The 14,806-nt window shown below is 59.8% G+C and carries 14 protein-coding genes; 6 read left to right on the forward strand and 8 right to left on the reverse strand.

What is annotated here, in order from left to right:
- Window positions 1-101: 101 nt before the first annotated feature.
- From arnF to BJF97_RS27275, 8 genes are all read right to left on the reverse strand, one after another.
- Window positions 102-485 (reverse strand): 4-amino-4-deoxy-L-arabinose-phosphoundecaprenol flippase subunit ArnF, encoded by a 384-nt coding sequence (gene arnF, locus BJF97_RS27240; protein ID WP_014227120.1) that lies wholly within the window; start codon window positions 483-485, stop codon window positions 102-104.
- Window positions 485-823, reverse strand: a complete 339-nt coding sequence (gene arnE / locus BJF97_RS27245) for a 4-amino-4-deoxy-L-arabinose-phosphoundecaprenol flippase subunit ArnE (protein WP_014227121.1) — start codon at window positions 821-823, stop codon at window positions 485-487. The genes arnF and arnE overlap by 1 nt, the downstream gene beginning before the upstream one ends.
- Window positions 820-2,475, reverse strand: coding sequence for a lipid IV(A) 4-amino-4-deoxy-L-arabinosyltransferase (arnT, locus tag BJF97_RS27250; RefSeq protein ID WP_032694219.1), 1,656 nt, complete (start codon window positions 2,473-2,475; stop codon window positions 820-822). Before arnT ends, arnE begins: the two co-directional genes overlap by 4 nt.
- Window positions 2,475-3,377, reverse strand: a complete 903-nt coding sequence (gene arnD / locus BJF97_RS27255) for a 4-deoxy-4-formamido-L-arabinose-phosphoundecaprenol deformylase (RefSeq protein WP_014227123.1) — start codon at window positions 3,375-3,377, stop codon at window positions 2,475-2,477. Before arnD ends, arnT begins: the two co-directional genes overlap by 1 nt.
- Window positions 3,374-5,359, reverse strand: a complete 1,986-nt coding sequence (gene arnA, locus BJF97_RS27260; protein ID WP_032694218.1) for a bifunctional UDP-4-amino-4-deoxy-L-arabinose formyltransferase/UDP-glucuronic acid oxidase ArnA — start codon at window positions 5,357-5,359, stop codon at window positions 3,374-3,376. Before arnA ends, arnD begins: the two co-directional genes overlap by 4 nt.
- Complete coding sequence (arnC, locus tag BJF97_RS27265; RefSeq protein ID WP_004126208.1) at window positions 5,356-6,339, reverse strand: undecaprenyl-phosphate 4-deoxy-4-formamido-L-arabinose transferase; 984 nt, start codon at window positions 6,337-6,339, stop codon at window positions 5,356-5,358. The genes arnA and arnC overlap by 4 nt, the downstream gene beginning before the upstream one ends.
- Window position 6,340: 1 nt before the next feature.
- Window positions 6,341-7,480, reverse strand: coding sequence for a UDP-4-amino-4-deoxy-L-arabinose aminotransferase (gene arnB, locus BJF97_RS27270; protein WP_004855110.1), 1,140 nt, complete (start codon window positions 7,478-7,480; stop codon window positions 6,341-6,343).
- A 399-nt stretch (window positions 7,481-7,879) separates the two neighbouring features.
- Window positions 7,880-8,386 (reverse strand): phenolic acid decarboxylase, encoded by a 507-nt coding sequence (locus BJF97_RS27275; RefSeq protein WP_025106840.1) that lies wholly within the window; start codon window positions 8,384-8,386, stop codon window positions 7,880-7,882.
- Window positions 8,387-8,483: 97 nt separating this feature from the next.
- Here BJF97_RS27275 and BJF97_RS27280 point away from each other — a divergent pair, with 97 nt between their 5' ends.
- The 6 genes from BJF97_RS27280 to nikE all read left to right on the forward strand — a co-directional run bounded on the left by BJF97_RS27280 (window position 8,484) and on the right by nikE (window position 14,804).
- The gene (locus BJF97_RS27280) at window positions 8,484-9,344 is read left to right on the forward strand and encodes a LysR family transcriptional regulator (RefSeq protein ID WP_014227126.1); all 861 of its coding nucleotides are present in this window, start codon (window positions 8,484-8,486) and stop codon (window positions 9,342-9,344) included.
- Between the two features lie 586 nt (window positions 9,345-9,930).
- Window positions 9,931-11,499 carry a nickel ABC transporter substrate-binding protein gene (gene nikA, locus BJF97_RS27290; RefSeq protein ID WP_032694216.1) on the forward strand — a complete coding sequence of 523 codons (1,569 nt, stop codon included), beginning with the start codon at window positions 9,931-9,933 and terminating at the stop codon, window positions 11,497-11,499.
- A complete protein-coding gene (gene nikB / locus BJF97_RS27295) occupies window positions 11,499-12,443 on the forward strand; it encodes a nickel ABC transporter permease subunit NikB (RefSeq protein WP_032694215.1) in 945 nt (314 codons plus the stop codon). Before nikA ends, nikB begins: the two co-directional genes overlap by 1 nt.
- Window positions 12,440-13,273 (forward strand): nickel ABC transporter permease subunit NikC, encoded by an 834-nt coding sequence (gene nikC, locus BJF97_RS27300; protein ID WP_004855132.1) that lies wholly within the window; start codon window positions 12,440-12,442, stop codon window positions 13,271-13,273. Before nikB ends, nikC begins: the two co-directional genes overlap by 4 nt.
- Entirely contained in the window at window positions 13,273-14,034 is a 762-nt protein-coding gene (nikD, locus tag BJF97_RS27305; RefSeq protein WP_032694214.1) for a nickel import ATP-binding protein NikD, read from the forward strand. Before nikC ends, nikD begins: the two co-directional genes overlap by 1 nt.
- Window positions 14,034-14,804 carry a nickel import ATP-binding protein NikE gene (gene nikE, locus BJF97_RS27310; RefSeq protein ID WP_032694213.1) on the forward strand — a complete coding sequence of 257 codons (771 nt, stop codon included), beginning with the start codon at window positions 14,034-14,036 and terminating at the stop codon, window positions 14,802-14,804. Before nikD ends, nikE begins: the two co-directional genes overlap by 1 nt.
- The last annotated feature ends 2 nt before the right edge of the window (window positions 14,805-14,806 follow it).

The following is a 14,806-nucleotide window of genomic DNA, read 5'->3' on the forward strand; positions in this document are numbered from 1 at the left end:
GCGATGCTGCGCATCTGTCCGGGCTACCGGCCAGCAGCCGGCTCAACTCCGCAGCCCGAGCGGCGCAGCGCCACCGGGAAGAAACAGTGATATTAGCCAGGCTAATTGAGCCGCTTCACCGGCCAGAAGATCGTCAGCACCCCGGCGACAATCAGCAGCACGCCCAGCAGCGATTGCCAGTGGAAAGGTTCATGCCAGCCGGGGAGCCAGATGGCGGCGGCCCATACCAGGATGTAGCTCAGGCTCAGCAGCGCGTAGGCTTTCGCCAGCGGCAGTTGATGCAGAGCGAAGTACCAGCAGACCATCGACAGCAGGTAACCCATAAGCCCGAACGCCAGGCCAAACGTGCCCGCCCGCAGATGCAGCAGATGGTTGAGGAAGGTGAATATCTCCGTCAGCGGCGGGAGCTCGACCATCGCGCTGCGCAGCAGCAGCTGCGCGCCGCTCGCCAGGCCGACGCTGAATAACGCCCAGATTAAGCCCATCAGATACGGCTCCCGAGAATAACGATCCCAACGACGATGAGTCCCACGCCAAGCCAGTGGCGACGCGCGACCGGCTCGCGCCAGATCCCCCACGCCGCCAGCGTCACCCAGACGAAGTTCAGGCTCAGCATGGGATAGGCGATGCTGACTGGGATCGACTGCAGCACGCTAAGCCACAGCAGCATGCTGCAGCCGAGAGAGAGCAGCGCGAGCCCCAGCCAGCCAAGGATATGGTACCCGCGCCGCCCGGATTTGGACGGGCGGGTCGCCTGTTTCTGGCACAGCTGTCCGGCGCAGCTCAGCAGGCTGGCGAAAACCAGACAGATCCAGACGCTCATTGCGGCAGATACTGGATATACACCACGCGCCCAAGCTCGTAGGAGCTATCCGGTTTCGGTAGCGCTAAATCAGCCATACTTTCTCCTTTATCCATCAGCAGAACCAGCGAGACGGGGCCCTGTTGGCGGTGCGTCGCTAGCCAGTCAGCAAAATGGGCTTGATCGACAAACTGGTGCTGCGCGTCCGGCCAGGAGAGACCGTACTTCAGCTCGCCCTGCTTGTCGAACAGAATGATATCGCTGCGCTTGAGCTCCCACGACAGCCCGCCGGCGATACCGACGTTATTGGTCAACACGTAGCGGCTCGGGGTCAGCGATTCGCTGACGATATCCACCAGGAACTGCGGCTGCTTGCTGTCGATCACCCGATCCGGGATAGCGAAGCCCACCAGCAGCGCCAGCCCGAGCGGGCAGCAGGCGGCGAGGGTCCAGCGGCGGCCGTTGTCCTTCATCGCCATCCAGCCCATCAGCGCCCAGCAGCCAAATATCAGCGCCGCCAGCAGGCACTTATAGAGCTCAATATGGCTCCATACCGGCTTGTGCATAAAGCCCCACGGCGAAACCACCAGCACGGCGACCAGGCCAATCAGGCCAAAGGCCAGGTTGATCGCGCCGTTAATTTTCAGCGCCTTCGCCCCCGCCTTCGCCGCGTCCAGCGCGTAGCGCGCCATCAGAATCGACAGGGGAGCAAAACAGGGCAGGATATAGGTTGGGAGTTTACCCTTAGCAATGCTGAAGAACAGGAACGGCATCGCCACCCATCCGAGCAAATAGAGCGCACCGCGCGACTCATCGCGTTCGGTCCAGCCGCGCTTGAGCGCACCCGGCAGCAGCGCCAGCCACGGCAGGCTGCCGGCAATCAGGAACGGAATGTAGTACCAGAACGGCGCTTTATGCTGGGCATCTTTTTCCGCGAAACGCTGGATATGCTCCACCCAGAAGAAGTAGCGCCAGAAGTCCGGCTCGCGTTTGGCGATGGCAAGACCCCACGGCAGCACCACCAGCGCGCAGACGCCCACCGCCAGCCAGCCGTAAGTCAACACTTCGCGCCAGCGCTTACGCGCAATCACCCACGGCAGTACCCCGACCACCGGCACCGCCAGCGCGAGGAAGCCTTTGGTCATCACCCCCATCCCGCAGGCCACGCCGAGTAAAACATAGCCGAGAATTTTGCCGCCGTGGCTTTGGGCCTGCGCCGCGCACCAGAAGCTGCACATCGCCAGCGCCATCCACATGGTGATCATCGGGTCGAGCACCGCGTAGGTGCCGATACCGTAGACCAGCAGCGCGGTCAGGAAGATCGCCGGAGACAGGATCGCGACGCGTTTATCGCGGAAAAGACGCCATGCCAGCCAGGCGACCAGCAGAGCGGTGACGGTAATGGAAAACACCACCCCAAAGCGGACGGCAAAATTATTGTGGCCGAATAGCCACTGGCCGATGCTGTTGATCCAGTAGCCGGCAATGGGCTTTTCAAAGTAGCGCAGCCCGAGGAAATGCGGCACCACCCAGTCGCCGGTCGCCAGCATTTCGCGGCTGATCTCCGCGTAGCGGGTTTCATCAGGCTGCCAGAGCAGGCGGAAGTTAAGCGGCAGTAAATAGTAGAGGACAAAAAGGGCGACCAGAGAGGCGCCGTAGCGAATGCTTTTCATCAAACACCCGAATTGAGTAATTGTTCACGTCCAAGCCAGCCTTCCCGGCCGGCCAGTTCACCACGAACCACTTTACCTCGCGGCAGCACGCTAAAATCGGCGGGCAGCAGCTGGCTTAGCGGGCAAAACCGGATCTCTTCCTGTGCGGCCATGGTCAGCAGTTCATCAAACTGCTCCGCGAAGGCGATGCCTTCCACTTCGGCATGGATGGTATAGACCGGCGTCCCCGCGTCGCGATGGATGCAGTCCAGCAGATAGCGGTTGAAGCCCGCACTATCCACCGCGTTGCCCACCACTTCATCCCAGGTCGGTAAGGTTACCGGGATCTGCACGGTTCCCGGCGCGCCGTTCCCCAGCTGCGGCAGAAAAGGCCCGGTCCCCCGGCAGTCGCTGTTATAGAGGAAATCGAAAGCCTCTTTGGCTTTGATCACCCGCTGATCGGCACGCCAGCCGGCAACGGCGGAACAGGTGACCGGGCGACCGATAATCCGCTCCAGCTCCAGCAGCCCGCGTTCAACCTCCAGCGTCAGCCTTTCCTGCGGCCAGACCCCGCTCCACGCCTGCCAGCTATAGTGATCCCAGGCGTGCAGGCCGACTTCATGCTCCTGCGCGGCGGCGCGGATAACGTCCTCATTCCCGGCGCCGATCCTGCGCCCTGGCCAGGCGGTACCGGCCAGCAGGATATCCCAGCCGTACAGCGACGCGGCCTTTGAGCGCAGCATCTTCCACAGAAACTTCGGTTTTATCAGGCGCCAGATATGGCGCCCCATGTTGTCCGGCCCGACGCTGAAAAAGAAGCTTGCCTGAATCCCGTGCTGGCTCAGCAGAGCCAGCAGCCGCGGGACCCCGTCCCGCGTGCCGCGAAAGGTATCGACATCTATGCGTAAGCCGACCTGTTTCATGATTTTCCGCTGTCCGTCAGCTCAACCGTGCGCAGGAAGAAGTCCAGGGTGTGTTCCACGGTCTCTTCCATTTCCACCGTTGGCACCCAGTTCAGGCAGCGCTTCGCGTTGCGAATGCTCGGCTTACGATGTTCGACGTCCTGGTAGCCTTTACCGTAGTAATCGCTGCTTTCCACTTCGCGGAACCCGGCAAACGGCGGGAAGCGGTCGCGCAGCGGATGGCGTTCAAAGCAGGCCAGCAGCATTTCCGCCAGCTCTTTGATACTCGCTTCGTTATCCGGGTTGCCGATGTTGATGATCTGCCCGTCGCAGCGGCCGTCTTTGTTCTCAATGATGCGGAACAGCGCTTCGATACCATCGCTGATATCGGTAAAACAGCGCTTCTGCTTACCGCCCTCAATCAGCTTGATCGGCGAACCTTCAACCAGGTTCAGGATCAGCTGGGTGATGGCGCGAGAGCTACCGATGCGCGCGGCGTTGAGGTTATCGAGGCGCGGCCCCATCCAGTTAAACGGACGGAACAGGGTAAACTTCAGGCCGTTCTTATCGCCGTAGGCCCAGATCACGCGGTCCAGCAGCTGCTTGGAGACCGAGTAGATCCAGCGCTGTTTGTTAATCGGCCCGACCACCAGATTGGAGGTATCTTCATCGAAGTTATTGTCGGTGCACATGCCGTACACTTCCGAGGTCGACGGGAAGATGATGCGCTTATCGTATTTCACGCAGTCGCGGATAATCTTCAGGTTCTCTTCGAAATCCAGCTCAAACACGCGCAGCGGGTTGCGGGTATATTCGATTGGCGTGGCAATCGCCACCAGCGGCAGGACCACGTCGCACTTCTTAATGTGGTACTCGATCCACTCGGAGTGGATGCTGATATCGCCTTCAACGAAGTGGAAGCGCGGGTTGTCGAGGAAGCGGCTGATAGCGTCGGAGCCAATGTCCAGGCCGTAAATCTCGTAGTTGTCGTCCTGCAGCAGACGCTCGGTCAGGTGGTTGCCGATAAAGCCGTTCACCCCGAGGATCAGCACGCGGGTACGGCGCTTAATCGCCACCACCGGTTTGCTGCTCAGCACCGCGCAGGCAACCAGGCCAAGCGCCTGCGCCAGCTGCGTACCCTGCATATAAACGCCGCGCTCGGTCTGCCCGGTAACGATTTCTAACGCCCCTTCCTGGCAGGCGACCACCAGCGGCGCAACGGAGATCACCGTCCCCGCTTTGGCGGCGGCCAGATCGTGGCGCACGCGGGATTTCCAGACGATAAACTTGTTCGCGCCGGCGTAGCCGAACGCGCCCGGCCACGGATCGGAGACCGCACGGACGAGGTTGTGCAGCGTCTGGGCCGAGCGTTCCCAGTCGAGGCGACCGTCTTCCGGCGTACGGCGACCGACGTAAGTCGCCTGGCTTTCATCCTGGGCGCGCTCTTCGGTTTTGCCGTCGCGGATGGCGGGCAGCGCCTGAGCCAAAAGTTCCGACGCCGCGGAACAGAGCTTACGGTGCAGCGCCAGCGCCGCGTCATCCGCGCCGATCGCGACGCTTTTCTGCGCCACGATATTGCCGGCATCGGCGCGGTTAACCATACGGTGCAGCGTCACGCCGGTTTCGCTTTCGCCGTTCACCAGCACCCAGTTCAGCGGCGCGCGGCCGCGGTATTTTGGCAGCAGTGAACCATGCAGGTTAAAAGCCCCCTGCGGCGCAATATTCAAAATGTCATCGCACAGCAGGTTGCGGTAGTAGAACGAGAACAGCACGTCCGGTTTAATCTCACGAATACGTTCGATCCACAGCGGATGATTCGCATCTTCCGGCGCCCATACCGGGATGCCTTGCTCAGCGGCAATACGCGCCACGGAGCCAAAAAAATGGTTTTCGCCAGGGTTATCCGGATGGGTAAAAATAGCGGCGATGTCATAACCGGCATCCAGCAGAGACTGAATACCTGCACAACCCATATCGTGATAAGCGAAGACTACGGCTTTCATGAACGATCTTCCTCTTGAGATGCCGTTTCCGGCTGGCGAACAACACGTTGAATAAAGTAGCGAGGGCGGGCGCGGACATCGTTATAGATGCGGCCGATATACTCCCCGAGCAGGCCCATCCCGACGAACTGGGCGCCGATAAACATGAACAGCACCGCGAACAGCATGAACACCCCTTCCGCCGCCCACTGGGGACCAAACACCAGACGCAGCACTACCAGCATCAGGCCGAAGGCGAAGCCCAGCAGAGCGATGACGCTGCCGAACAGGCTCAGCAGGCGCAGCGGCGTGGTGGTCAGGCAGGTCACCAGGTCGTACATCAGGTTAATCAGGCGCATAAAGCTGTATTTAGAATCGCCGAATTCGCGCTCGGCGTGCATCACCGGGATCTCAACCGCCCGGCGGGCAAAAGTGTTCGCCAGAATCGGGATAAACGTACTGCGCTCATGGCAGTTGAGCATCGCGTCGATGATATGGCGGCGATAGGCGCGCAGCATGCAGCCATAGTCGCCCATCGCTTTACCGGTGGTGCGCTGGATTAGGCGGTTGATCATCTTCGAGGCGCTTTTACGGAAGAAGGTGTCCTGGCGGTTCTGGCGCACGGTACCGACCACGTCGTAGCCCTCATCGGCCTTCTCGACCAGGCGCGGGATCTCTTCCGGCGGGTTTTGCAGGTCGGCATCAAGGGTAATGATCAGGTCACCGGTAACGTGGCTGAAGCCCGCCATAATCGCCGAGTGCTGACCATAGTTGCGGTTCAACAGGACCGCCACCACGTGGCTGCCTTCGGCCTCGGCGGCTTCGGTGAGCATTCGCGCCGAGTCGTCGCTGCTGCCGTCGTCGACCAGCAGAATTTCATATTGCCGTCCGAGCGTCGCGCAGGCGGTGTCGGTGCGGCGGATAAGCTCCGGCAGGCTCTCCTGTTCGTTATACACAGGAATAACGACCGAGACCTTTTTCACGGGAGGGTAGCTAAACATATCAACGTCCTGACAGCTGGTGCAGTGCGGAAATGACCCGAGTGACATCGTCATCGGTCATATCCGGGAACAACGGAATGGAACAAATGCGCGCGCTGTTCCATTCCGTATGCGGTAATGAAACTTCAGGGAAACGCTCGCGGTAATACTTTTGCGTATGGGCCGCGCGGAAGTGCAGGCCGGTGCCAATGCCCATGGCCTTCAGTCTTTCCATCAGCGCATCGCGGCTGATGCCGCAGGCGGCTTCGTCAACGCGGATAATAAACAGGTGCCAGGCGTGCTGATGCTCCCACGACGGCGCCACCAGCGGCCTGAAGGGCGTATCCGCCAGCTCGCGCAGATAGCGTTGCGCAATGGCGGCGCGGCGCTGATTGGCGTGGGCGAGCTTATCCAGCTGCACCAGCGCCAGCGCGGCGTTGATATCCGCGAGATTGTATTTAAAGCCCGGCGAAATCACCTCCGCCTGCGGCGCGCGGCCCAGGGTCTGGCGGTCATAAGCGTCAACGCCGAGGCCGTGGAACTTCAGGCTGCGAATGCGCGCGGCCAGCTCGTCATCGTCGGTTACCACCAGCCCGCCTTCGGCGCAGGTCATATTCTTGATCGCATGGAATGAAAAAATGGCGGTACCGCGCCACCCGACGTGGCGGCCTTTGTAGTACGTCCCCGCCGCGTGGGCGGCATCTTCAATCACCGGAATAGCGTGACGCTCGCCAATCGCGCGAATGGCGTCAATATCCGCCGGTGCGCCAGCATAGTGCACAGGGATAATGGCTTTGGTTCGCGGGGTGATTGCCGCTTCAACCGCTTCGGGGGTAATCATCAGATTATCGGGATCGACATCGATCATCACCGGGGTCGCGCCGAGCAGGCAGATCATGTTCAGCGTGGAGACCCAGGTCTGGGAAGGGGTGATCACTTCATCACCCGCACCGATACCCAGCCCCATCAGCGTGACGTGCATGCCGCCGGTCGCCGAACTGACGGCGATGGCGTGACGGTTGCCGGTTAACGTGCAGAACGCCTCTTCCAGCGCCTGATTTTTCGGTCCAGTGGTGATCCAGCCCGATTGCAAAACTTCACGCAGCGCAGCCAGCTCTGCGTCGCCCATCGACGGGCGCGAAAACGGCAAAAAATCGCTCATCATGTTCCTGTTCTGTGAATGACCCGCGAAAAAACGGGTCGATAAGAAATATCCTGCACCTGCTGACCTAAACAAAATGAAAATGAAAGCGAAATCAGTCCGATGGCGCATTTCATTATTTTGTATTCAGATGTTATTAAATTTAGTCAGCTTTGCTTAGGATAATATTAAGAAATTAATATTAATTAGATATGCATGATGATTTTGTTAAAAATCATTGAGATAGGTTGGAATTTATTGCAGAAAAAGGCGCTATAGCGTTCCCGCTTGACGGAGAAATAGCGGGAACGCATTGGCGAAAAGTAAACGGATGCTCAACCAGATTCCAATAAGCTATCTTTAAACATCGTTCAGCAAATATAAAAAATCCAGTCGAATCACGAAACTATTTCAAAATGATTACAGGTTGGCAGGAAAGTTGTCAGGTAATTCATTAGCCGGGCAATTAATCACTTCGTCATTATCCGCGCCGCAATCGCGCACAAAAGTGATGGTGGCAAACTCATCAATCACTTCTGTCGGATAAGCCGGACCGGCTTCACGATAAGAGACCATCAGCGGAATATGATCGTTCTGGAAGCAGACGGTTTTCTCCGGGTTATTCATTACCCAGCGCGGGAAAAAGATGGTGCCGTGAAACAGCTTATCGCCGAGGTTAACGATCAGGCTCACGTCGGTACCGGTCGGTTCGGTCCAGGAAATTTTGTAGATGCTTTCGCCGACGCGAACGATGTAAGCCTGCTGATCTTTCACCCAACGATTCGCCACGATACCGCTGTGAATGCGATAATCCAGGGTGGTGCCGTTTTTAACGTAAATTTCGTAGTTCCAGCCATTATCATAGGTATAAACCAGATGTTTACCGATAAAACCGCTCAGGTCATGTTTGTCGAATGTGCTCATAATCTGTTCTCCTCTGTTTGTTGAGAACAAGCATACTGCTTTAAAAAATGGATGAATAACGCTATGTTTGGATTAAACCCATTCACTTTTTAGATGGATTATGCACAAGACTACGCTGGAACAATGGGCGCTGCTGGAGAAAGTTGTCGAGCTGGGTAGCTTCGCGAAGGCGGCGGACGAGACCCACCGCAGCCAGTCGTCGGTGAGCTATAATCTCGCGCTGTTGCAGGAGCGGCTGGGCGTCACGCTGCTGACGCCATCGGGCCGTCGCGCGGTGCTGACCCCGGCAGGCGAGCTGCTGCTCGGCCAGGTTAAGCCGCTGCTGCAGGCCTTCTCTTATGTCGAAACCCATGCCGCCACCCTGCGAGACGGCGCCCGGACCCGGCTGGATCTGGTGGTCGACAGCATTTTCCCACGCCAGCGGCTGTTCGCCATTCTGCGCCAGTTTCAACAGCGCTACCCGCAAACTCAGGTCAGGTTGACCGAAGTGCTGGAAAACGTTGAGGAAGAGCATCCGGCCCGCACCGAGGCGGACGTGATGGTGCTGACCCGCCGTCAGGATATTACCGGCCGCGGCGAATGGCTGATGAACATTGATTTTGTCGCCGTCGCCCATCGCGATCATCCACTCTCCGCGCTGGCGGGGCCGCTGGACGACAGCGCGCTGGCCCCCTGGCCGCTGGTGCGCATCGCCGACCGCAGCAACGACCCGCAATCTTCCCGCGATGCATGGACGTTTTCCACTATTGATGCCGCCATCGATGCGGTGCTGTATCAGGTCGGGTTTGGCTGGCTGCCGGAAGAGCGCATTGGCCCACAGCTTCAACAAGGGGTGCTGAAGGCGCTGCCGCTGGGACACGGCGCGCGGCGGGCAACGCCGCTGCACCTGATCGTTAAGCGTGATTTAACACCTATTGATGAGCAGGTCGCCACGCTGCTGGATCTGTTCAGAGCGCCCTGATGGGCTTGTTTACCCGGCTCGCGCTGCGCTTAGCCGGGCTACAGAATCACTGCGGTCTGCTCCCGGGGGCGGCGCTTATCGCGCCTTGCCCGGGCTACAGGTTCCCTGCCGTCTGTGGTCTGGTAGCCCGGACAGATGCGCAGCATCGCCTCCGGGAAATTCAGCCTCTCTGCGCGCTGCTCCCGGGGGCGGCGCTTATCGCGCCTTGCCCGGGCTACAGGTTCCCTACCGTCTGTGGTCTGGTAGCCCGGACAGATGCGCAGCATCGCCTCCGGGAAATTCAGCCTCTCTGCGGTCTGCTCCCGGGGGCGGCGCTTAACGCGCCTTGCCCGGGCTACGGGTTCCCCGCCGTCTGCGAGCCGGTAGCCCGGACAGATGCGCAGCATCGCCTCCGGGAAATGTGCCGAAGCTGATGCTTCCCGGCTTGCGCTGCGTTTAGCCGGGCTGCAGGCGGGTTCGTAAGCTCATACAGCCAAAAGAGATATACCGTTTTCTTATACTTTCAGGCCCGATATTGATCCAGCTTACGCCGAAAGTATGATGAATCTTTAAAATCGTCATACTTTCCTGTCGCTGAGAAAAAGCCTTGTCTATTATCCGCACCACCCTGCTGGCGCTATTCGCCTGCGCCCCTTTGCTGGCCTGCGCCGCGTCCAATGAAATCACCACCGCCTGGCCGGTCAACGTGGGGCCGCTCAACCCGCACCTCTATACGCCCAACCAGATGTACGCCCAGAGCATGGTCTATGAGCCGCTGGTAAAGTATCAGGCGGATGGCTCGGTAAAACCCTGGCTGGCAAAAAGCTGGACCCACTCGGCGGACGGCAAAGTCTGGACCTTCACCCTGCGCGATGACGTGACATTTTCCAACGGCGAAGCGTTTGACGCCCATGCCGCCGCGGAGAACTTCCGCGTGGTGCTCGATAACCGCCAGCGCCACGCCTGGCTGGAGCTGGTCAATCAGATCGTCGAGGTCAACGCGCTCGACAAAAACCAGCTGCAAATCACCCTGAAAAGCGCCTATTACCCGTTCTTACAGGAGCTGGCGCTGCCGCGCCCTTTCCGCTTTATCGCCCCGTCGCAGTTCAAAGACAATGAGACCCTGCACGGCATTAAAGCGCCGATTGGCACCGGTCCGTGGGTGCTGAAGGAATCAAAACTCAATCAGTACGACGTGCTGGTGCGTAACGAGCGCTACTGGGGCGAAAAGCCGCAGATTGAAAAAATTACCGTCAAGGTGATCCCGGACCCGACGACCCGCGCGGTGGCCTTTGAAACCGGCGATATTGACCTGCTCTACGGCAACGAAGGGCTGCTGCCGCTCGACACCTTCGACCGCTTCAGCCACAACCCGGCCTACCGTACCCAGCTTTCCCGCCCGATAGAGACGGTGATGCTGGCGCTGAACTCCGCCAAAGCCCCCACCAACGAGCTAGCGGTGCGCGAAGCGCTGAACTTTGCGGTGAATAAAAAATCGCTGATTGATAACGCCCTGTACGGCACTCAGCAGGTGGCCGATACGCTGTTCGCCCCCACCGTGCCCTATGCCGATATTGGCCTGACGCCGCGCCGGTACGATCCGCAGCAGGCGAAGGCGCTGCTGGAAAACGCGGGTTGGGTCCTGCCTGCGGGTAAGGATATTCGCGAGAAAAACGGCCTGCCGCTGCGCGTTGAGCTGTCGTTTATCGGTACCGACGCGCTAAGCAAATCGATGGCGGAAATCATTCAGGCCGATATGCGCCAGGTTGGCGTGGACGTGGCGCTGGTCGGCGAGGAAGAGAGCAGTATTTATGCCCGCCAGCGCGATAGTCGCTTCGGCATGATTTTCAACCGTACCTGGGGCGCCCCCTACGATCCGCACGCCTTTATGAGTTCGATGCGCGTACCGTCGCACGCCGATTTTCAGGCGCAGCTGGGATTAGCCGACAAACCGATTATTGATAAAGAAATCGGCGAAGTGCTGAAAACCACCGACGAAACGCAGCGTCAGGCGCTGTACAAAGACCTGCTGACCCGACTGCACAACGATGCGGTCTATCTGCCCATCAGCTACGTCTCGATGATGGTGGTCGCCAGACCGGAGCTGGGGGCGATTCCCTACGCGCCGATCGCGTCTGAAATTCCGTTTGAACAGATTAAGCCGGTGAAACCCTGATGTTACGTTACGCGCTGCGGCGGGTCGCGCTGCTGATACCGATGATCTTCGCCGCCTCGGTGATTATCTTTTTAATGCTGCGCCTGGGCACCGGTGACCCGGCGCTGGACTATTTGCGCCTGTCAAACCTGCCGCCGACGCCGGAGATGGTGGCCTCAACCCGCGCGATGCTGGGGCTGGAGCGGCCGCTTATCGTCCAGTACGGCAGCTGGCTGTGGCAGGCGCTGCATCTGGATTTTGGCGTTTCGTTCGCCACCCAGCGTCCGGTACTGGATGACATGCTGAGCTTTCTGCCCGCCACGCTGCAGCTGGCCGGCGCCGCGCTGGTGCTGATCCTCCTCACTTCCGTACCGCTGGGCATCTGGGCGGCGCGGCACCGCGACCGCCTGCCGGATTTTATTGTGCGGATCATCGCTTTTCTCGGCGTGTCGATGCCCAACTTCTGGCTGGCTTTCCTGCTGGTGATGTTCTTTTCGGTTTATCTGCAATGGCTGCCGGCGATGGGCTATGGCGGCTGGCAGCACATCATTCTGCCGGCGGTGTCGATCGCCTTTATGTCGCTGGCGATCAACGCCCGCCTGCTGCGCGCCAGCATGCTGGAAGTCGCCGGGCAGCGTCACGTAACCTGGGCCAGACTGCGCGGCCTGAACGACAGGCAAACCGAGCGCCGCCATATTCTGCGCAACGCCTCGCTGCCGATGATTACCGCCGTGGGGATGCATATCGGCGAGCTGATTGGCGGCACGATGATTATCGAGAATATCTTTGCCTGGCCCGGCGTGGGCCGCTACGCCGTCTCGGCGATTTTTAATCGCGATTATCCGGTGATTCAGTGTTTCACCCTGATGATGGTGATCGTTTTTGTGGTCTGTAACCTGATGGTTGATCTGCTGAACGCCGCGCTGGACCCGCGCATTCGCCGCCATGAAGGAGCGCGCTCGTGAACTTTTTCCTCTCTTCACGCGGGTCCGTCCGCATTTCTTTGCTTATCATCGCCCTGCTGGCGGTCGTTGCGCTCACCAGCCAGTGGTGGCTGCCGTACGATCCGCAGGCGATCGATCTGCCTTCGCGCCTGCTGCCGCCCGGCAGCCAGCACTGGCTCGGTACCGATCATCTGGGGCGCGATATCTTCTCGCGTCTGCTGGCGGCGACCCGCGTATCGCTCGGCTCGGTGATGGCCTGCCTGCTGCTGGTGCTGGCGCTGGGACTCCTCGTCGGGGGCTGCGCCGGGCTTATCGGCGGCCGCGTCGATCAGGCCACCATGCGCGTCGCGGATCTGTTTATGACCTTCCCGACCTCAATCCTCTCTTTCTTTATGGTGGGGGTACTGGGAACCGGGCTGACCAACGTAATTATCGCCATCGCCCTGTCGCACTGGGCGTGGTATGCGCGGATGGTGCGCAGCCTGACAATCTCCCTGCGCCAGCGCGAATTTGTGCTCGCCGCGCGGCTTTCCGGCGCGGGACACGTGCGGGTATTCGTCGACCATCTGGCCGGCGCGGTCATTCCGTCGCTGCTGGTACTGGCGACCCTGGATATCGGGCATATGATGCTGCACGTCGCCGGAATGTCGTTTCTCGGCCTCGGCGTCACCGCGCCAACCGCCGAGTGGGGGGTGATGATTAACGACGCCCGCCAGTATATCTGGACCCAGCCGCTGCAAATGTTCTGGCCGGGACTGGCGCTGTTTATCACCGTCATGGCCTTTAATATGGTGGGCGACGCGCTGCGCGATCGCCTGGATCCTCATCTGATCGCGGAGCACGCCCACTAATGCCGCAACAAATTACACTGCAAAACATCGTCTTACAGGTCGAACGTCCGCTGGTGCACGGCGTATCATTGACGCTCAAACGCGGGCGCGTGCTGGCGCTGGTTGGCGGCAGCGGCAGCGGAAAATCGCTAACCTGCGCGGCGGCGCTGGGCATTTTGCCTTCCGGCGTACGGCAAACGGCGGGGATGATCCTCGCCGACGGCCAGCCGGTCTCCCCCGGCGAGCTGCGCGGCAGCAAAATCGCCACCATTATGCAGAACCCGCGCAGCGCCTTTAATCCGCTGCACACCATGGCGACCCACGCGCGGGAAACCTGCCGGGCATTGGGTAAACCCGCAGACGACGCCACGCTTACGGCGGTACTGGAAGCCGTTGGGCTGGAGGAGGCGCAGCGCGTCCTGAAGCTTTATCCGTTCGAGATGAGCGGCGGCATGCTGCAGCGGATGATGATTGCCATGGCGCTGCTGTGCGAGGCGCCGTTTATCATTGCCGATGAACCCACCACCGACCTGGACGCCGTGGCCCAGGCGCGCATTCTCGATCTACTGGCAGGTGTTATGCAAAACCGTGGGCCCGGGATGCTGCTGGTCACTCACGATATGGGCGTCGTGGCGCGGCTGGCGGACGATGTGGCGGTGATGGATAGCGGCTGCATTGTGGAACAGGGGGATGTCGAAAGCCTGTTCAACGCTCCGCAGCACAGCATCACCCGCAGCCTGGTGGCGGCGCATCTCGCCCTCTACGGACTGGAGCTGGCCTGATGACATTACTGAGCGTATCCGCGATAACCCATCTATATACCGATTCAACGGTGCTAAAAGAGGTCTCTTTAGCGCTAAAAAGCGGTGAAACCGTTGCCCTGCTGGGACGCAGCGGCTGCGGGAAAAGCACCCTGGCGCGCCTGCTCGTTGGCCTGGAATCCCCCACTCAGGGCAGCGTCTGCTGGCGGGGAGAACCGCTCTCCCGGCTCAATCGCACCAAGCAAAAGGCGTTCCGTCGGGATATTCAGATGGTGTTTCAGGACGCCATCAGCGCGGTGAATCCGCGTAAAACGGTACGCGAGATTTTGCGTGAACCCATGCGACATCTGCTGTCATTGACGAAAGCGGAACAGCTGGCCCGGGCAAGCGACATGCTCAGGGCGGTGGATCTCGATAATAGCGTGCTCGATAAGCGCCCCCCGCAGCTGAGCGGCGGACAGCTACAGCGCGTCTGCCTGGCGCGCGCGCTGTCGGTTGAGCCGCAGTTGCTGATCCTTGATGAGGCGGTGTCTAACCTCGACCTGGTGCTCCAGGCGGGCGTCATTGGTCTGCTCAAAAAGCTTCAGCGACAGTTTGGCACCGCCTGTCTGTTTATCACCCACGACTTACGTCTGGTGGAGCGTTTTTGCCAGCGGGTGATGGTGATGGATGAGGGGCAAATCGTTGAGACGCAGGTCGTGGGCGACAAATTAACGTTTTCTTCCCACGCCGGTCGCGTGTTACAAAATGCGGTACTTCCCGCCTTTCCCGTGCGCCGTAATAAGGTTTAAAA

This window comes from Klebsiella sp. LTGPAF-6F, from assembly GCF_001753185.1.
Classification (GTDB): Bacteria; Pseudomonadota; Gammaproteobacteria; order Enterobacterales; family Enterobacteriaceae; genus Klebsiella; species Klebsiella michiganensis.

Excerpts from the sequence above, each read along its gene's own strand:
- arnD (WP_014227123.1), bottom strand. The coding sequence starts at position 3,377 with ATGAAACAGGTCGGCTTACGCATAGATGTCGATACCTTTCGCGGCACG.
- nikD (WP_032694214.1), top strand. The coding sequence starts at position 13,273 with ATGCCGCAACAAATTACACTGCAAAACATCGTCTTACAGGTCGAACGT.
- arnA (WP_032694218.1), bottom strand. The coding sequence starts at position 5,359 with ATGAAAGCCGTAGTCTTCGCTTATCACGATATGGGTTGTGCAGGTATT.
- nikB (WP_032694215.1), top strand. The coding sequence starts at position 11,499 with ATGTTACGTTACGCGCTGCGGCGGGTCGCGCTGCTGATACCGATGATC.
- arnF (WP_014227120.1), bottom strand. The coding sequence starts at position 485 with ATGGGCTTAATCTGGGCGTTATTCAGCGTCGGCCTGGCGAGCGGCGCG.
- arnB (WP_004855110.1), bottom strand. The coding sequence starts at position 7,480 with ATGAGCGATTTTTTGCCGTTTTCGCGCCCGTCGATGGGCGACGCAGAG.
- arnE (WP_014227121.1), bottom strand. The coding sequence starts at position 823 with ATGAGCGTCTGGATCTGTCTGGTTTTCGCCAGCCTGCTGAGCTGCGCC.
- BJF97_RS27280 (WP_014227126.1), top strand. The coding sequence starts at position 8,484 with ATGCACAAGACTACGCTGGAACAATGGGCGCTGCTGGAGAAAGTTGTC.
- nikE (WP_032694213.1), top strand. The coding sequence starts at position 14,034 with ATGACATTACTGAGCGTATCCGCGATAACCCATCTATATACCGATTCA.
- arnC (WP_004126208.1), bottom strand. The coding sequence starts at position 6,339 with ATGTTTAGCTACCCTCCCGTGAAAAAGGTCTCGGTCGTTATTCCTGTG.
- arnT (WP_032694219.1), bottom strand. The coding sequence starts at position 2,475 with ATGAAAAGCATTCGCTACGGCGCCTCTCTGGTCGCCCTTTTTGTCCTC.